The 17,566-nt window shown below is 46.0% G+C and carries 16 protein-coding genes; 10 read left to right on the top strand and 6 right to left on the bottom strand.

Annotation, left to right across the window (positions count from 1 at the left end):
- Position 1: 1 nt before the first annotated feature.
- Positions 2–424: a hotdog fold thioesterase gene (locus JJU34_RS19605; RefSeq protein WP_228694122.1), complete on the bottom strand. Its 423-nt coding sequence runs from the start codon at positions 422–424 to the stop codon at positions 2–4.
- A 54-nt stretch (positions 425–478) separates the two neighbouring features.
- Here JJU34_RS19605 and JJU34_RS19610 point away from each other — a divergent pair, with 54 nt between their 5' ends.
- Positions 479–1,087 (top strand): histidine phosphatase family protein, encoded by a 609-nt coding sequence (locus tag JJU34_RS19610; RefSeq protein ID WP_228694123.1) that lies wholly within the window; start codon positions 479–481, stop codon positions 1,085–1,087.
- Here JJU34_RS19610 and JJU34_RS19615 read toward each other — a convergent pair.
- The 3 genes from JJU34_RS19615 to JJU34_RS19625 all read right to left on the bottom strand — a co-directional run bounded on the left by JJU34_RS19615 (position 1,084) and on the right by JJU34_RS19625 (position 3,477).
- Complete coding sequence (locus JJU34_RS19615; RefSeq protein ID WP_228694124.1) at positions 1,084–1,500, bottom strand: hypothetical protein; 417 nt, start codon at positions 1,498–1,500, stop codon at positions 1,084–1,086. The genes JJU34_RS19610 and JJU34_RS19615 overlap by 4 nt on opposite strands.
- 105 nt (positions 1,501–1,605) lie before the next feature.
- Positions 1,606–2,373 (bottom strand): C4-type zinc ribbon domain-containing protein, encoded by a 768-nt coding sequence (locus tag JJU34_RS19620; protein WP_228694125.1) that lies wholly within the window; start codon positions 2,371–2,373, stop codon positions 1,606–1,608.
- A gap of 3 nt (positions 2,374–2,376) precedes the next feature.
- Entirely contained in the window at positions 2,377–3,477 is a 1,101-nt protein-coding gene (locus tag JJU34_RS19625; RefSeq protein WP_228694126.1) for a Nif3-like dinuclear metal center hexameric protein, read from the bottom strand.
- A gap of 44 nt (positions 3,478–3,521) precedes the next feature.
- On the opposite strand from JJU34_RS19625, the gene lpxK reads away from it, so the two are divergent.
- From lpxK to nhaA, 6 genes are all read left to right on the top strand, one after another.
- A complete protein-coding gene (lpxK, locus tag JJU34_RS19630; RefSeq protein ID WP_228694127.1) occupies positions 3,522–4,586 on the top strand; it encodes a tetraacyldisaccharide 4'-kinase in 1,065 nt (354 codons plus the stop codon).
- Complete coding sequence (locus JJU34_RS19635; RefSeq protein ID WP_366512728.1) at positions 4,579–6,528, top strand: putative porin; 1,950 nt, start codon at positions 4,579–4,581, stop codon at positions 6,526–6,528. The genes lpxK and JJU34_RS19635 overlap by 8 nt, the downstream gene beginning before the upstream one ends.
- Positions 6,529–6,532: 4 nt before the next feature.
- On the top strand, positions 6,533–7,144 hold the full coding sequence (locus JJU34_RS19640) for a tRNA-(ms[2]io[6]A)-hydroxylase (RefSeq protein ID WP_228694128.1): 612 nt from the start codon (positions 6,533–6,535) through the stop codon (positions 7,142–7,144).
- 75 nt (positions 7,145–7,219) lie between these two features.
- Positions 7,220–8,464: an ABC transporter permease gene (locus JJU34_RS19645; protein WP_228694129.1), complete on the top strand. Its 1,245-nt coding sequence runs from the start codon at positions 7,220–7,222 to the stop codon at positions 8,462–8,464.
- Between the two features lie 10 nt (positions 8,465–8,474).
- Entirely contained in the window at positions 8,475–10,163 is a 1,689-nt protein-coding gene (locus JJU34_RS19650; protein WP_228694130.1) for a GMC family oxidoreductase, read from the top strand.
- A 268-nt stretch (positions 10,164–10,431) separates the two neighbouring features.
- Entirely contained in the window at positions 10,432–11,769 is a 1,338-nt protein-coding gene (gene nhaA / locus JJU34_RS19655; RefSeq protein ID WP_228694131.1) for a Na+/H+ antiporter NhaA, read from the top strand.
- Positions 11,770–11,867: 98 nt separating this feature from the next.
- Here nhaA and JJU34_RS19660 read toward each other — a convergent pair whose 3' ends face one another.
- Together JJU34_RS19660 and JJU34_RS19665 are read right to left on the bottom strand one after the other, a co-directional pair.
- Positions 11,868–12,041 carry a DoxX family protein gene (locus JJU34_RS19660; protein ID WP_366512730.1) on the bottom strand — a complete coding sequence of 58 codons (174 nt, stop codon included), beginning with the start codon at positions 12,039–12,041 and terminating at the stop codon, positions 11,868–11,870.
- Positions 12,042–12,144: 103 nt separating this feature from the next.
- Positions 12,145–13,173 carry a prolyl oligopeptidase family serine peptidase gene (locus JJU34_RS19665; protein WP_228694132.1) on the bottom strand — a complete coding sequence of 343 codons (1,029 nt, stop codon included), beginning with the start codon at positions 13,171–13,173 and terminating at the stop codon, positions 12,145–12,147.
- Between the two features lie 129 nt (positions 13,174–13,302).
- On the opposite strand from JJU34_RS19665, the gene JJU34_RS19670 reads away from it, so the two are divergent.
- The 3 genes from JJU34_RS19670 (at position 13,303) to JJU34_RS19680 (ending at position 17,565) form a co-directional block, all read left to right on the top strand.
- Positions 13,303–14,955: a hypothetical protein gene (locus JJU34_RS19670; RefSeq protein WP_228694133.1), complete on the top strand. Its 1,653-nt coding sequence runs from the start codon at positions 13,303–13,305 to the stop codon at positions 14,953–14,955.
- A gap of 451 nt (positions 14,956–15,406) precedes the next feature.
- Entirely contained in the window at positions 15,407–16,159 is a 753-nt protein-coding gene (locus tag JJU34_RS19675) for a sulfite exporter TauE/SafE family protein (protein WP_228694134.1), read from the top strand.
- Between the two features lie 17 nt (positions 16,160–16,176).
- The gene (locus tag JJU34_RS19680) at positions 16,177–17,565 is read left to right on the top strand and encodes a hypothetical protein (RefSeq protein WP_228694135.1); all 1,389 of its coding nucleotides are present in this window, start codon (positions 16,177–16,179) and stop codon (positions 17,563–17,565) included.
- The last annotated feature ends 1 nt before the right edge of the window (position 17,566 follow it).

Below are 17,566 nucleotides of genomic sequence, written 5' to 3' on the forward strand. Positions count from 1 at the left end.
ATTATTTCTTTTCCAGTACGGCTAGCGTGATTCGGCTTATGCAGGAAAGCTTGCCTTCCGGAGTGACAATTCTTATTTCCCAAACTTGCGTCTTTTGTCCAATGTGAATAGGCTTTACGATGCCTTTGACCGTTCCTTCTTTCACGGACTTTAGGTGATTGGCATTGATTTCCAAACCTACGCAATAGTGAGTTTCTGGATTGATCATCAGCATACCTGCTACGCTTCCGAGCGTTTCTGCTAGCACCACGTTTGCTCCCCCATGTAACAAACCCAACGGTTGTTTGGTTTTATCCGTGACGGGCATGACCGCCTCCAGGTAGTCTTCACCGTAACCGGTGAACGTAATGCCTAAATGCTCGACCATGGTGTTTCGACCCATTTTATTTAAAAAATCGAGGTCGGGTTTTGACGTAAATAGCATGTTTTGTCCGATAAAAGCTTTTTCTTTGAACCTGCATTCAAAAATAAGTAAATCTTGAGCAGTAAAAAAATTTATGTAGTCCGACACGGACAAACCGATTTTAACCTAAGAGGAGTAGTGCAAGGCAGCGGCATCGATGCGCCCCTGAATGACACTGGGAGAAAACAAGCAGCGGCTTTTTTCGAGCAGAACAAGCATCTACCTATTGACTACATCTATTACTCCGGGCTAATTCGAACCCGTCAGTCAATCGAACCGTTCCTTGAATTGGGTATTCCAAGCAAGTCACTTCCGGATCTAAACGAAATCAGTTGGGGCAAATATGAAGGAATACCCATGGATGAAAACGGTCACCACCATTATCAGGACATGCTAAGCCGATGGGCAGAGGGACAACTGGACTATCGGATTGAAGGTGGTGAATCACCGCTTCAGGTAGCAAACCGGCTTTCGAAGGCGATTGACCATATTACGGGCAATGGGGGTGAAAATCTTTTGGTTTGCATGCACGGACGTGCGATACGAATTTTGATGTGTCTTTTGTTGGATAAACCTTTGCAGGAGATGGATCAGTTTAAGCATCAAAATCTTTGTTGCTACGAACTGGACTACCACCTGGAGAAAGGGTATGAATTGGTGGGATATACGGGTTCTCCGATTTAGAGAGTTAGTTTCACAGTAGCTACCTTCTTTTTACTGTTTTTAGCCTCTTCCGTGGATTTGGAGAGAAGCTGTGCGTAGGTATTGTCGGTTTGCTTTAAGTCGATAATTCTGAACGCGACCTCTTCAAGTTTTACCAAGCGATCATTCCCAACGATTACCAGGGCCTTACCTATATCGCACGCGTCCCATTCTTCGAAAGGAACAGTAATAAGCAAGGCCGCATCGGAATTTCCTGCGTAGGATTTGGTCTGAAAATTATCCAGAAAATTTAACTCAATTTTGGTGCTGCTAGTACTGTGAAGGCGAAGTTCCTCCTTGTCAAAAATAACCAAAAACGTCTTCTCTTTCTTGTCCTTTGCGTCAGACACGAAAGCTATTCCCAAAAATAACAAAATCAGCAACGTCTTTCTCATGGTTCCAATTTATGTATTATTACCAATTCCCACAAGAAAAGTTTCAGAATTTGAGATAAATATAAAAAAAAGCCCGATGTTGATCGGGCTTTCATTAGAATATGTCTAGGCTCTGCTTCGCTTTCTTTTGGTTCCGGTATCTTCCTCTACCTCCTCTTCCACACCGGCAAAAATACGTCCGCAATGCTCGCAAACAATCAGTTTCTTCTTCTCTCTGATTTCAGCTTGACGTTGCGGTGGTACTACATTGAAACAGCCACCGCATGCCCCACGCTTCACTAGGACAACTGCCAGGCCGTTTTTAGCATTCTGTCGAATTTTCTGGTAACTTTTAAACAGCCGTTCATCCACTTTCTTAGATGCTTTTTCCCGGTCTGTCTTTAGTTTATTTTCTTCAGATTCGCTTTCCGACACGATGACATCCAGTTCGCTTTTCTTTTGGTCTAGATCGTGCTTTCGGTCTTTGAGAACTTCTTTGACTTCCTCAATGTCCTTTTCTTTTTCCTCTATGCGAAGTTGGGCTTCCCCGATCTTCTTTTTGGAAACCTGTATTTCCAGATCTTGCAGTTCCAGTTCCTTGGTGATGGCGTCGTACTCCCGGTTGTTTCGGACGTTCATTTGCTGCTCTTGGTATTTTTTGATCAGCTTCTCTGATTCCTTGATAGCGTCTTTGTGTTTTTTGACTTCCTCACCCAAACCCGCAATGTCCGATTCGAATTTCGACAACCGGGTTTCGTAACCGGCAATTTCGTCTTCTAAATCTTGAACTTCTTCGGGGAGGGCACCTCTGACTTTAAAAATCGCGTCTAATCTGGAATCTATGTTTTGAAGGTTGAGAATGGCTTCTAGTTTCTGTGCAACGGTACTTTCCATCAATTATAAGTAGCTTATGGGATTTGTGACTGCATTCGACAAATAGAGTGCAATATTAGCAAATTTCTCTGACAATTTGTCTTTTAATAGTTCTTTTGTAAAAAATTCACTTTCATAGTGACCAATGTCTACTATAATTAGTTGGTTATCAGCATCGAAAAATTCATGGTACTTCACATCAGCCGTGATAAATAGGTCTGCACCTGCCCGTTTGGCTGCGCCTAGTAAGAAAATGCCCGCTCCGCCGCATACTGCTACGCGCCGGATTTTTCGGCCCAGCAGCTTGGTATGGCGGATAATCGACAAGTTCATGGCCGATTTCAAAAACGTCAAAAATGCCAATTCGTCCATTTCCGCTTCAAGCTCTCCAATCATACCAGCGCCCACTTCCTGGTTTTCGTTTTCCAGCGACTGTAGGTAATAAGCTACTTCCTCATACGGGTGAATTTGCCGTAATTTGGAGACAATCTGTGTGCTGAGATGTTTGGGAAATAGAATCTCGACGCGATCCTCAGCCACTTCTTCCAAAACGCCCCGTATACCGAGGGTAGGATTGGCTTTTTCGGTAGGCAAAAATGTACCGATGCCGTTTACACGGAAGCTACAGTTTCTATACGCTCCAATCTCCCCGGCCCCCGCTGCAAAGAGTCCCTGAAGTACGTGAGCAGTATCCGATACCGGGATGAAGGTTACCAGCTTGGCCAAAATGCCTGCCTTAGGAGAAAGAATTCGGGTATTTGTCAATCCCAGTTTCTCGGCTATTTTGCTGTTTACGCCCCCCATTACATGGTCCAAATTGGTGTGAATGGCATAGATTGCGATGTCCTCTTTAATGGCTTTGATAACCGTTCGCTCCACATAGGTCTTGCCGGTAAGACTTTTGAGGCCCTTAAATACAATGGGGTGATGGGCAATAATCAGGTTGCAGCCTTTTTCGGCGGCCTCAGCTACCACTTCTTCCGTGGCATCCAGCGTGCACAGGATGCCGGTGACTTTGGTGCTTGGGTTTCCCACAATGAGTTGCGCATTATCGTAACCTTCTTGGTAGGCGGGGGGTGCCCAGGATTCCAGAAAGGATAGCACATCGCTTATAAAATAAACCATATATTTGCCGTTATTTTCCAATCAAAGCTAGCAAAATTCTTCCAATGCGCTTTTATGATCCATTTCTTTATCCATTTGCTGCCCTGTATTCCCTGGCTACCAGATGGAGAAATCATCTTTTTGAAATCGGATCTAAGAAAAGTACGTCCTTCAATGTCCCGGTGATCGTGGTAGGGAACCTTTCGGTCGGAGGCACCGGAAAGACGCCCGCCATAGAATATTTGATTAGACAATTTCAGGATAGGTATCGCCTTGCCGTGATCAGCAGGGGATACAAGCGAAAAACCTCTGGGTTTCTACTGGCCACTTCCGAGATGGGCCCCGATGACATCGGTGATGAACCGTTTCAAGTTTTTCAAAAATTTGGTGAAAAGGTAGCCGTAGCGGTAGGGGAGTCTCGCGCGTTGGCCATTCCTCAGGTCTTGGCCGAACGTCCGGAAACAGAAGTTATTCTCCTAGATGATGCTTTTCAGCACCGGTATGTAGTACCCGATCTAGCAGTCTTGCTAACGACGTTTCATAAGCCGTTTTTTGAGGATAGGATATTGCCTTTGGGAACTCTACGGGAAAGCCGCAGGGGTGCGGTTCGGGCTAATGCGGTGGTCGTGACGAAGTGTCCCAACACCCTTAACGACGCAAAAAAGGCCGCTTTTCACCAGGAGATTATCGCGTACGCGAGAGAGGGTGCCCCCATTATTTTCGCCGGCATTCGCTACAGCGAACCCATTCCGATTTCCAAAGGTACTCAAATTATAGGCAAGGCTGTTATTGTGGTGACAGGCATTGCTTCTAACCGTGATTTTCTGGAGGAGGTGCGAAAAAGGTATGAAGTACTGGAAATACGGGATTACCCGGATCACCATCGATACAGCGTTGCTGACATCAAGGATTTAGAGGTGTTGTATCGTAAACATATCTCCAAGCAGCCGTCCATTCTAACCACAGAGAAAGACGCTGTTAAATTAAACGTGCCTCAATTTCTTCCTTTTTGGTCAGAAATTCCCATTTTTGCGTTACCTATGGAGATGGATTTGTCCGAAACGGATCGACGGATAATAACGACTATGGTTTTGGATACTGTGAAAAAAAAGAACTATCGGGGTGAATAACAAGCAGCTCTTATTTTTTTTGTGGATGCTGGTCTGGGGTGCCCTCTCTGCATATGGCCAGCAAATACCCCAAGGCCAGCAACAGGGGCAGCAAAGGCCGCCGCAAGGAACCGAGGACGGAGACGCTCCAAGGAGGGGACTGTTGGATGACTCCACCCAGATGGTTTATGGCCCCAAGACCTCCCTGTTTTATTACGAAAAGTTTTTGAGATACAACCGGTTTGAACAAGTAGAAGTGGATACCTCGCTGACGGGTTTTCACAATTACGAACCGGTGGCCAATACGTGGTACAAATACCAGGATTTGGGAAATCTAGGTAGTGCTGCGAAGCCGGTGTTCTATGAGGTCCCTCGGCAGATCGGCCGGACCTCCGGATTTCATGCCTACGATCTATATCATAATTCTGCGGATAGTGTCCAATATTTCAATACCAAATCTCCCTATACCCAGCTCAATGCGTTTTTTGGAGGGGGAAACAGGAATAAGCTAGATATTGCATTTACAAGAAATATTACGCCCAAGTGGAATGTAGGTATAAACTTCGGTACCATTCGGGCCCGAAAAATGCTAAACCCTACTCGTCGGGATGACAACATGGTGGTGAACGATTCGTATTCATTTCACACCAATTACCGATCGGATAACGACAAGTACTTCCTCTTGGCTGCCTTCACGCGTATGAAACACCGGGTAAATGAACAAGGAGGCATCATACCGCCGGAAATAGACAATACCTCGCTGTATTTTACCTACGAAGATTCAAAGGTTTGGCTTCGCAACTCCCGGGCAACCGACCTGAGACAAGAATATAAGATTTATCACCAATACGAAATTCTGAAAGGATGGCAAGTCTATCATGTGTTTGATAAGAAGAAACAGGAAGTGACATTCTTTTCCCGTTTGGCTACCAGTGATTCTCTATTTTTTAATTCAAATCGATTTCATTCTTCCGATACCACACTTTTGCACAGCCGCAGAGATACCACGAATAACCAACATCATTTTTCGGAGTGGAAAAACGAGGTGGGATTTAAGGGGGATTTTGGTCCGGTCTATTACAATGCCTACCTGAAGCTGCGGACAGGAAGGATGGCAAGTATCTTTTTTGACAGCAATAATTCCTTTACGGAACTGTTTCTTGGTGGCTCTCTCCGCGGTGAAATCAACGAAAAATGGTCGTTTGAAGCAGAAGGTGAATACCTGCTACCGGATGGCTACCGAGTTCAGGGGCTTTTCGTGTCCCCCTTCTTAGATTTGAGTTATACCAAGGCACTGTATCGACCCATGCTGGCCCAGGAGCGGTATAGAGGTAACCACTTCCGTTGGGACCATTCTTTTTCCAGTATTGGTGTAGACCAAGCAAAAGGGGTGATCAAAGTGGATCTTCCCAATTTCCGCCTTAGACCCAACCTGACCATCAACCGAATCAACAATTACATCTTCTACAATCAAGAGGCGCTGCCTACGCAGGCCACCGGGGAGGCATTCATGGTGATGCCCGGTGTAAACTACCACCTCATTTTTTCCGGAAAATTTCACTGGCAGACCGAATTGGTATATACTGCGATCACGGGCGGAGCGGCAGATGCTTTCCGAATCCCCGATCTTTTTGCCAATACCCGTTTCTTTTTCGACGGGCCATTGTTCAACGACAACGTGTATGTGCAGCTAGGGCTGGAGGGTAGGTACAGAAGCGATAACTTTGCGGACGCTTATATGCCTGCTACCCAACAGTTTTACCTACAGGATCACTTTAATGTGTTTGCCTATCCCGTGGTCGATGTCTTCTTAAATTTTCGTATCAACCGAACTCGGGTACTTTTCCGGTACAACCACCTAAACGCCGGCATGATGGCACAAAACGGATATTTTGTGACTCCCTATTTCACTGGTTTGAAACAAAGTTTGGATTTGGGTATCACATGGGCTTTCTTTGATTAGTAAGATGAATTGGCAAGACACCACGAAGCAAAAGATGTTGCACCTGCAATTGCCCACAGACCCACGCTGGGTGGATGTGGCCAAGATGAGCTTGGCGGATATTCTGGTGGACCATGCATATTGCGAGCAGAAGGCAGCTTCTTCCTGCATTTCGCTCATCGTCCGGTTTCCCGAGCTGGAAAAACTGGTGGAAGTATTGACTCCTGTAGTGGCAGAGGAATGGGAGCATTTTGAACGCGTCATGAAGCAGCTAAAAAAGCGTCGGCTGCCCTTTGGCAAGCCTAGAAAGGATGAGTACGTGGCCAAGTTGCAACAGTTTATCGTCAAGGGAGGCAGCCGTATGGAGCATTTGACAGAACATCTCCTTATGAACGCTCTGATCGAAGCGAGGAGCTGTGAGCGTTTTAAACTGCTGTGGAAAAACCTCGAAGACGAAGAACTCAAAGCCTTTTATTACGAGTTGATGGTCTCTGAGGCAGGGCATTATGTGAACTTTATCGATTTGGCTAAAACGTATTATCCAATCGAAAAAGTAGAAAAGCGCTGGAGTGAATGGCTGGCTTATGAAAAGGAAGTCATGAAGAATCTGGAAATAAGAGGTGATCGCATGCATTGATAATTTCCATAAATGCGTAATATTAGGCTGGCAATGTTCGAAATGAAGTGAGAAATGTCCTAAATTGAACGACTGATGAATTTGTTCGAAAATGTGCGAGAAGCCCTGCGATCTGTACAGGCTAATCTTTTGAGAACCATATTGACGGGTTTGATCATAGCGGTAGGCATCACCTCGTTGGTAGGCATGCTTACTGCCATAGACGCCATGAAAGCCCAAATAGAAGAAAGTCTTTCCGGATTTGGTTCCAATAATTTTACCCTGCGCTCTAGAGGGATTTCGGGTGGGCGGGCAACTACTGCCGGTGTTGTCGAGAAGAATTATGCACCCATTACGTACCGGGAGGCAGTTGCTTTTCAGCAAAAGTATAATCAACGGGGGATTTCAACGGTTACAACCTTTGTGGGTGGCTCGGTAGAAGTGAAGCGTAAATCCAAAAAAACCAATCCCAATAGCCGAATTACCGGTGGAGATGAGCACTATTTTTTAGTCAATGGTATTAAGGTGGAAAAGGGCAGGAACTTCAGCAACGTAGAGCAGCAGTACGGGAACAACGTGTGTGTGATTGGGACAGAGATTGCCAAGACGCTGTTTTCAAACGACGAGGATCCTATAAATGATTACATTTCTTTCTTTGGCAGAAGGTATACGATTGTGGGTGTAATGGAGGAGCAAGGAGGAGTGGGTGGCGATACCGGAGCGGACAGAGCTATTATCATTCCGTTGCTAAATGCCAAAAACCTAGATAAGCGCGGCACTTTTCGCTACACAGTTACCGTCACTACTTCTGATCCGTTAAAAATGGAATATGAAATGGGACAGGCTACTGGTATGATGCGCAGCGTGCGGGGAGATGGTGTGGGAATGGAAGAGTCCTTCGAAGTGGTAAAGTCTCAGACGATCGGTGAGCGTTTGGAAGAGATAGCAGGCTTTCTTCGTATCGGAGGGTTTGGTATAGGATTTATAACGCTACTGGGCGCAGCCATTGGCCTGATGAACATCATGTTGGTTTCGGTTACGGAGCGTACCCGCGAAATCGGGATTCGCAAGGCGCTGGGCGCTACACCTCTTCGTATACGGCAGCAGTTTTTAATTGAAGCCATTGTCATCTGCATATTGGGTGGTATCTTAGGGGTAATCATGGGGATTTCTATCGGCAATGTGGTTGGTAATTTGGTGGGACCGGGAGGTTTTCTCATACCTTGGCTTTGGATTATAGTAGCCTTTTGTATCTGTGTCTTGGTGGGCTTGCTTTCTGGCTATATCCCCGCCTACAAAGCAAGCCGATTGGATCCCATAGAATCATTGCGATACGAGTAATATTGATACCATGAATGACCATACGTACGACGCCATTGTGGTTGGTTCCGGAATTAGCGGAGGCTGGGCTGCGAAGGAACTATGTGAAAAAGGACTGAAAACCCTTGTATTAGAGCGGGGAAGAGATGTAGTTCACCGGGAGGACTACCCGACCATGCATACGCACCCTTGGGAATTTCCACTAAGGGGCGCCCTTCCGCTATCTGTCAGAAAGGAAAACCCCGTGGTTTCCCGGTGTTATGCTTTTCGGGATGATGCGGATCATTTCTTTGTAAAAGATAAAGAGCATCCTTATGTACAGGACCAACCCTTTGACTGGATCAGAGGCTATCAGGTGGGCGGAAAATCCCTACTTTGGGCTAGACAGGTGCAGCGATGGAGTAAATACGACTTTGAAGGGCCAGGAAGAGACGGATTTGCGGTAGATTGGCCTATCCGTTACGATGACTTGGCTCCTTGGTACAGCTACGTTGAGCGGTTTGTTGGCGTCAGTGGAAATAAGGACGGATTAGACACACTGCCGGATGGAGAGTTTTTGCCCGCATGGGAAATGAATAAACTGGAACGAGACATTCAGCAGCGCATCGTAGCGGCCTATCCTGACCGGAAGTTTGTCATCGGCCGCTGTGCCCACCTAACAGAACCAGCAGAACACCATACCCGCTTGGGAAGGGGTCAGTGCATGGCCCGTAGCCTGTGTCAAAGAGGCTGTCCCTTTGGTGCCTATTTTAGTTCCAACGCCGCCACATTGCCGGCAGCGGCATTGACAGGCAACCTGACCATGCGACCTCACTCTGTGGTGCATTCCCTGATTTATGACGATCAAAAGGAAAAAGTTACCGGTGTTCGTGTCATCGATTCCGAAACCCTAGAAACCACGGAGTTTTTTGCCAAGGTTATCTTTGTCAATGCTTCTGCATTGAACTCCAACCTCATTTTGTTGAATTCTATTTCCAACCGTTTCCCCAACGGGCTTGGAAACGACAATGGGTTGTTAGGTAAATATGTGGCGTTTCATAATTATCGGGGAAGCATTTCTGCCAGTGCGGACCGGCATTTAGACTCCTATTACTACGGTAGACGACCTACCGCAGTCATGCTGCCCAATTTTAGGAATGTCAAAAAACAGGAGATGGATTTTCTTCGTGGCTACATGACGTTTTATTCTGCCAGCAGAAAAGGTTGGGGTGGAGCAAGGAACGAGCCTTTTGGTCCTGGCTTCAAAGAGGCAAACTCGGAACTAGGCGATTGGTCTGTGTATATGATGATGCAGGGAGAGACCATACCCAAGGAGGAAAGTCGAGTCTATTTAGATGCTGATCAAACGGATCGATGGGGCATGCCCCTCTTACGGGTAGACGTGGGCTATGACGACAACGACGAGAAATCCCTAAAGGACTTTTTGGAACAGGGAGTAGCCATGTTGGAGACGGCAGGCTGCTATGGGATTTCTACGCGAGATAGCAAACAGGCCCCTGGATTGGATATCCACGAGATGGGTGGCGTACGCATGGGTAGGGATCCGAAAACCTCATTGCTGAACGGCTGGAATCAGATGCACTTGTGTAAAAACGTATTTGTCACCGATGGAGCCTGCATGACCTCTACCGGCACCCAAAACCCCTCCATTACCTACATGGCGCTTACCGCTAGGGCAGTAGATTATGCGGCTACTGAATTGAAGAAAGGGGAGTTATAGTAGTTAAGCAGGAAATTTCCATATAGCATTTGCTTGGGCAAAGCTTGCCTGAAAGGAATGTTTATGCCACTACTTTAGAGTATACCTTTTTCATAGTGTGGAAAAATATTTTTTTGTAAGTAAAACAATCTTTTACAACGCTTCTCCGTATAAGAAAGTCAAATCCTTAGTTTATTTGGGTATTACGGTATTATCAAAAATATTTATGGAACCCATAAGTATTCTTTGACTAAATCCGTATGATGTTTCAAGTTTATAGAAAGATTGTATGACTGCTCAAAAACTTGTATTTAACACGCTTAGTCCCTTGGTGCAATTTATCCAAAAGAGCACCTTCAGCTCCTTTTTGCTTTTCTTCTCCGCCTTATTGGCGTTGATTCTGGCAAACTCCCCAGCAAATGAGTCTATTCAATGGTTGCTTAGCCAACGAATAGGCTTTACCATTGGGGATTTCAGTGTATACAAATCGCTGTTGCTTTGGATTAACGATGGGCTGATGTCGATTTTCTTCTTTGTGGTAGGGCTGGAACTGAAGCGGGAAATTATCGCTGGGGAACTGTCTAACCCAAAAAATGTACTGTTGCCCATTGTGGCTGCCATTGGCGGCATGGTTTTTCCGGCATTGATTTATGTTGCCATGAATAGCGGGGGGAATCCGGCATCCATGAGTGGCTGGGGGATTCCGATGGCTACGGACATTGCCTTTGCGCTCGGAGTATTGTACCTATTGGGCCCAAAAGTTCCCATACAGCTAAAGGTCTTCCTAACAGCCCTAGCGATCATAGACGACTTGGGTGCGGTACTAATTGTAGCATTGTTTTATACTTCGGAAATCTCTCTGGTGAATTTGAGTTATGGTGCTTCGCTTTTTGTACTGATGATTGTATTAAATCTTCTCGGCGTCCGAAATGTCCTGTTATATGCGGTTTTGGGGATCGGTGGTGTGTGGCTGGCTACCCTGCTATCAGGGGTTCACGCGACTGTCGCAGCTGTTTTGGTGGCTTCGATTATTCCAGCTGATAGAAGAGTAGACAAGGCCCGCTACCTAGATGCGATCTCTGATCTCACAGAGAAGTTCAAAATTGCCAACAAGGCCAAAAACGATAAATACCTTCTTTCCCCCGACGAGGAAAACATCATCGGCGAGATCAAGAGGTTGTCCAAGGCCTCTATTTCACCGCTTCAACGCTTAGAGAGAAGCATGCATGGCTTGGTGGTTTTTGTAGTGATGCCTATTTTCGCCTTGGCGAATGCGGGTGTCGTCATTGAGAGTGATTGGCTGGAAATGATCAGCAGCCAAGTGGCTTTAGGCGTTGGGCTCGGATTGGTGGTTGGGAAATTAACGGGAATCTTCGGTCTATCAATGCTGGGTATCAAACTAGGCTGGTTTAAAAAGCCGAAAGGGATCAATACCTTGATGATGTTGGGGATTTCTCTGCTTGCTGCCATTGGTTTTACCATGTCCCTGTTTATCAATTCCTTGGCCTTTGACGATCCTACCATGATCGGTCAAGCTAAGATGGGGATTTTGATGGCTTCCCTGGTTTCTGGTTTTGCGGGCTACCTGATTCTTAAAAAGGCAATCAAAGGCAGCACGAAAGCCTAGCAAAACTGCCTGAAAAAACAGTCAACCGCGGTGCAGCTACAGTTCTATCATGGAAATCAGTAGCTGCCCGCGATTGCACCAATTGGTTTGGGGACGTATTAGGAGGCTACTAGTTTTCGATCATCGGGTCGAAAAGACCAGGAAACGGAGATCAATACAAGCAGCAATACGGGTCCAAAATAATCGCTCCAAGGGTCTTGATTGGCCAAATGGGAGAAAACCGCACCGCTCATCAAAAAGAAAAAGCCTGCGTAAGCCCATTCTTTGATCAATGGATATATGGAGTTTGGATTTCGAATTCAATGCCGGTTTTCTAGACCTGTTGAGTGGAATACTTCAGAGCAGGCAGACAGCTATCGCAAGTAATCAAAGGGTTTATTTGCCTAGCAATTCTTCCAACGCAAATTCCGTCAACATTTCGTGGTTTCCTTCGAATACTGTGATTCGAAGGTTGCCGGATTCCTTGACTAAGCAGATACGTCTCCTGTCTATGGAGCCAAAATCTCCCAATGGCTGACGTCGTTCCAGCAGCATTAGTTTTTCAGCATCAGATACGTAGCTCCCTGCATCGGTAATTCCCTGATCGGAAAGAAGTTTGTTGTAGAAATTGATGGAGTGGGTAAATGGTACACTCCCTTGAATACCATCGTAAATTCCCGCATAAATATGCAGCTCGGTGTTGTCCAGTTTTTCGATAGGAGTGTTCCAAAAGAGAGGAGACCTATCCCTTGCACTTAGCGTGTCGAGTGTTGTATCCGATCCCGTACAAGCAAGGATATCGTTCGCATAGCGATTTTTTCGGATTTGGCTTTCGTGGTGCCAAGCAGCTAAGTCAGAAATGGAGGCCCAAGCGGAAAACTTCTTTATGGGGTGAGTTGACTTCATAAAGGTACTCAGCGTGGCATATCCGCCTCCACTCACCCCGATCACGAATAGTTGCGATGTGTCCACAGGAGCGTTTTCCATGGCATAGCGAATGGCATCGTCGATATCATTCATTGCAAGTTCACTGCAACAGGCATCGATGCTTCGATTAGCACCCCGGAAGTCAGGGTGGATATAATTTACGTTTTTTTGCTGACAGAGAAGTGCTAGGTCGTCTTTTTGTTCATAGGTTCCGCTCCAAGTATGCAGGCTAACAACGAGCGGTCTTAGGTCCGTCGATTTTGCCTTGTAGAAATAGGCTTTTTGCACCGAACCGTCTCTACTTGAGGGGATATCTATCAGCTCGAAATCTGAAGCCCAATGGCTATCCGAGGTATCATCAAATCGAATAGGGATGGTTGCTCCGTCTTTTCCATTCGTATCGTTCAAAATGGGTTGTTGTCTACCATTCCCCTGATGATGAACTGCGAGCGCCAAATGGAACGATAAAACGATAGAGAAATAGCGAATCTTTTGCATAGAGTGATCAAAAGTTTTACATGATCGGGAGTGAAAATTTACGCTTTATGCGCATCTTTAACAATAAACTCACCTAAATAACCATCCTGATACCCCAAAATGGGTAATTGGGATACAAATAAACGAACAATGAAATCAATCCTCCTTTTGTTAGGAATCATCGTAAGCCTTACTGGTTTGGGCTTTGGTCAATCTACGAACATGCAAGAAGATGTATCCATCACCTCGAAAGGGCGGAAAACAGAAGTTCGCATGAGTTCACGAGGGAATCTATCGGTCAACGTAGCGCCGAAAGATGCACAGATGTTTCAGTCAAGGGGTTGGGTCGGCTATGACGATTTGGGAGCGAGAGGAGATGGTGTAGCGGATGATTTTGACGTAATCGTAGCGACCCATGCCTATGCCAATCGCCAAGGGCTTTCTGTAAAGGCGAACGACGACGCTATATACTACCTGAGTGGAAAAAAACGAACGGCAATCATACAGACAGATACCGATTTTGGCAAGGCGATATTTATTATTGACGATAGGGATGTGGAAGATCGCACAGCACAAGTTTTTATGGTTAGTTCTACGCTGCGTCCGTATAAACTGGAGGGTATTTCCTCGTTAAAACGCAATCAAGCGAAGCTAGATGTCACGCTACCAGCTACCAGTTTAATTACCGTCAATGACGCTAGCGTGAGACGGTATATCCGCTTTGGACCAAATCAAAATAACGGCGCACCTCAGACAGATATTTTTATCGTAGATAAGTCAGGTAACGTAGATATGGACGCGCCGATCATTTGGGACTTTGATCAGATCACCGATATCACCGCATTACCGATGGACGAGGCAACCCTCACTATCCGTGGAGGGAAGTTCACCACCATCGCCAATCAGGCAGAGTCCAAGTATACGTATTACAGCAGAGGCATAGGCATCAAGCGTTCGAATGTGCTAGTGGATGGTCTAGAGCACCGAGTGACCGGAGAGGGAGACCATGGAGCGCCCTATGGTGGGTTTATTAATGTGAGCGAATGTGCCTATGTAACCGTTCAAAATTCGTTGTTAACCGGACATAAGACCTACCAAACCATAGGTTCCGCAGGAGTTTCGGTTTCCATGGGTACCTATGATATCTCCCTTGGGCGGGCACTGAATGTATCTTTTGTGAATTGTAGCCAAACAAACGACATAAACGACACGCAGTATTGGGGCCTTATGGGTTCCAATTACTGCAAAAACCTCATTTTAGATCGGTGTGTGTTCTCGAGGTTTGATGCACACATGGGAGTAGCCAATGCTACTGTCAAGAATTCGATCCTGGGACATCAGGGTATCAATGCGATTGGTAGCGGGACGTTTCTGTTGGAAAACTCCACGGTATATGGCAGAAACCTGATCAATCTACGGTCCGATTACGGTAGTACCTGGGAAGGAGAATTGATCATCCGGAATACCGTCTTTGTGCCAGCTGCTGGAAGAAATGTAAGGGCCAGTTTGATTAGTGGATCCAATTCCGGTCAGCATGACTTTGGATACATCTGTTATATGCCCGAACGAATTCGGATTGAGAATCTGCGTATAGAAGATTATAACCATCCAGAGGATTATCAGGGTCCTGCAATTTTCGGAAACTTTAATCCCCAAATGGTCGACGAGGGGTACAAGGAAGCGTATCCCTACATCCTGACCAAAGAAGTGGTGCTGGAAAATGTGGAGGTTTACAGCGGAAACGACCTACGCGTCAGTGATAATCCGTTTATGTTCCGGAATGTGCGGATTTCCTCCGAGTAAGTACCTTTTTATCGTGTGCCCTTTGCAAGTGGAACGTTTCCACAAAGTGGGGACTTAGTCCTCACTTTGTGGAATTAATTCGGATATAAAACCTTGATTTTTTCAGAAATTAGGGAATGGTATATGAATTGAACTGGATGTTTTAAAAATATCCAGTGTCGATGAAAGAACTAATCCATCTCAGAAAAGTAATTGTTTCGCTCGTACTAGCAGTACTATTGTCCATTTTCTTACTTTTTGCAGGTTTCTGGCTTCAACATCTGTCCCTCACTTAAGCTCAGTTAGAAGTAGGTAGCGTTTATCCATTGTTTAGATTGTGTATTTTCCTGAATACAATTCTATACCTAAACAGATTCAGGATCTGCACCTACCCATTTTTATGGCTACTCTCTATCAAATGGCATAATTTCAGCACCATTTACCAAATCATATCCATCTAAGTACCGTAGTTATGACTGTATTTCTTGTTTTATTGGGAGCTTTTTTAGTCTTTATCTTGAGCACTTTGAGCGGAGGAGGGGCGAGTTTGTTGCTGATGCCCTTGGTTGCGGTGGTGGTAGGCGTCCGGGCTGTGGCACCGGTGATGACCATCAGCATTGGATTGAGTAGTACTGCAAAGGTGCTACTTTTTTGGAGGAATATTGACTGGAAGCTATTTGCCTGGCTATTTCCCTCCACGATCATCGGGTCTATCTTAGGGGCAAATCTCTTCGCTGTACTGTCTACCGAATACCTGCAATTGCTCATTGGGTTGCTGTTGATATCCACAGTTTTTCAGTTCAACAGAAAGGAGCGTCCCTCGCGATTTCAAATCAAAGCCTGGCACTTTGCCCCGATGGGGTTGGTCGTTTCTTTTCTGTCGGGCCTTATTGGTGGGGTGGGACCCCTGATGAATTCGGCCTACCTCAGCTATGGAATGTCTAAGGAAGCGCTGTTGGGAACCCGTTCGGCCAACGCCATACTGCTGCATCTTACCAAAATTGTCAGCTATGCCTACCTCGGCTTTGTCAATGCAGAGGTGCTAAAGTATGGCTTAATGATAGGACTCAGCTCCATGGCGGCTGTATACGTGGGCAAACTCATCTTGGGCAGGATGTCCATGGGGTTATTTCGCAAAATTGTGGTGGTGACCATGGTGTTTAGCGGCGTGTTGATGCTTTGGCAGAATGCTGATTTTATTACCCAGCTAGTTGAACGAATTTAACATAAACTGAAAATACGATGAAATTATCGATTTCGAAAAATGTCCACTTGGTAGAACCGGGTGATTTTGAGCCTACGGACCATTGGTATCCCAGGGTACTAAATTCGAATATCCACCCGTTGGTTTCCTATTTTCTGAATCTCAGCAACGAACAGATCAAGGAGCGGTATTGTAGGCTCAATCCAGGAGCAGACAGTGAGGCTGTGGGAGGTTTGCTGGCCTATCAACCACGGTTTTTTCGCTGGTCTGGAACAGACCTTATGCATGTCACCAACCATGAAGGCAATCGAAAGTTGACTGTTATTGAAACAAACAGTTGTCCATCCGGTCAAAAATCGATGCCGCTTTTAGAGATGAATGCGGAAAAAGGCGGATACAAAAGGCTCATTGAGCAGACATTTAAGCCCATGGTTGACAGGCACCATGAGTCAGGGGTTTTGGCGGTCATGTACGATAAAAATCCAATGGAAAACGTGGGCTATGCCGCCACCATCGCCGACATCTTTGGTGAAACGGTGTATCTCGCTAAGTTTGAAACCGGTGATCAGGATGCTCCGGTCAAGTTTGATGACGGAAAAATGTATGTCCGATCGGAAGACGATAAATGGGTAGCCGTACGTGCCGCCTTTCGGTATGTGACACAGCTTCCATGGAATAGGCTTCCCAAAAAGAGCAAAACCCTACTTCTGAATCCAATCGAGGCCTGTCTGGCGGGGGGTAGAAACAAAAAGGCAGCAAGTGTGGCCTATGATGCGTTCAATGAAGTGTATGCGGAGTTTGGCATAGGTATCTTTACTCCAAAAACCTACCGGGATGTCACGCTGGAGAGGCTTCCGAATTACTTTCAGGAATTGGGTGGAACGATGGTCATCAAGGTTCCTGACAGCAATGCAGGCCAGGGAGTATACACCATCGTTAGTCAGCAGGAGCTGAACAAAGCACAGGAAGCGCTTGCGAAAAACCCCGATGACACGTACATTGTCCAGCAGTTGATCGCCAGCAACTACGTGGAAGGAGCTGACTCCTCAAAGAACTGGTACCATGTTGGCACCGTCCCTGACAACAAGGGCAGAAGCTATGCATTTGACATTCGGATGATGATGCATGCTACCGATGAAGGGATGAGGCCTCTCGCCGCCTATTCGAGAAGAGCCAATCTGCCCTTGAACCAACCAATCCCGGAGGGAATGAATTCTTGGGATGTTTATGGTACCAATCTTTCAATCAAAGGTGAGGATGGTTGGACGTATGCCGATGAGCGTCTTATGTTGTTTGATATCCGGAATTTTGGGCTGTTAGGCCTAGGCATTGATGAATTAATCCAAGGCTTTATGCAAAGCGTAATGGCCGTATATGCCATAGATCAGCAAGCTATTAACTTATTTGAACCTAAACTGAACAACTGAC

The organism is Lunatimonas sp. (assembly GCF_020832325.1).
Lineage (GTDB): Bacteria > Bacteroidota > Bacteroidia > Cytophagales > Cyclobacteriaceae > Lunatimonas.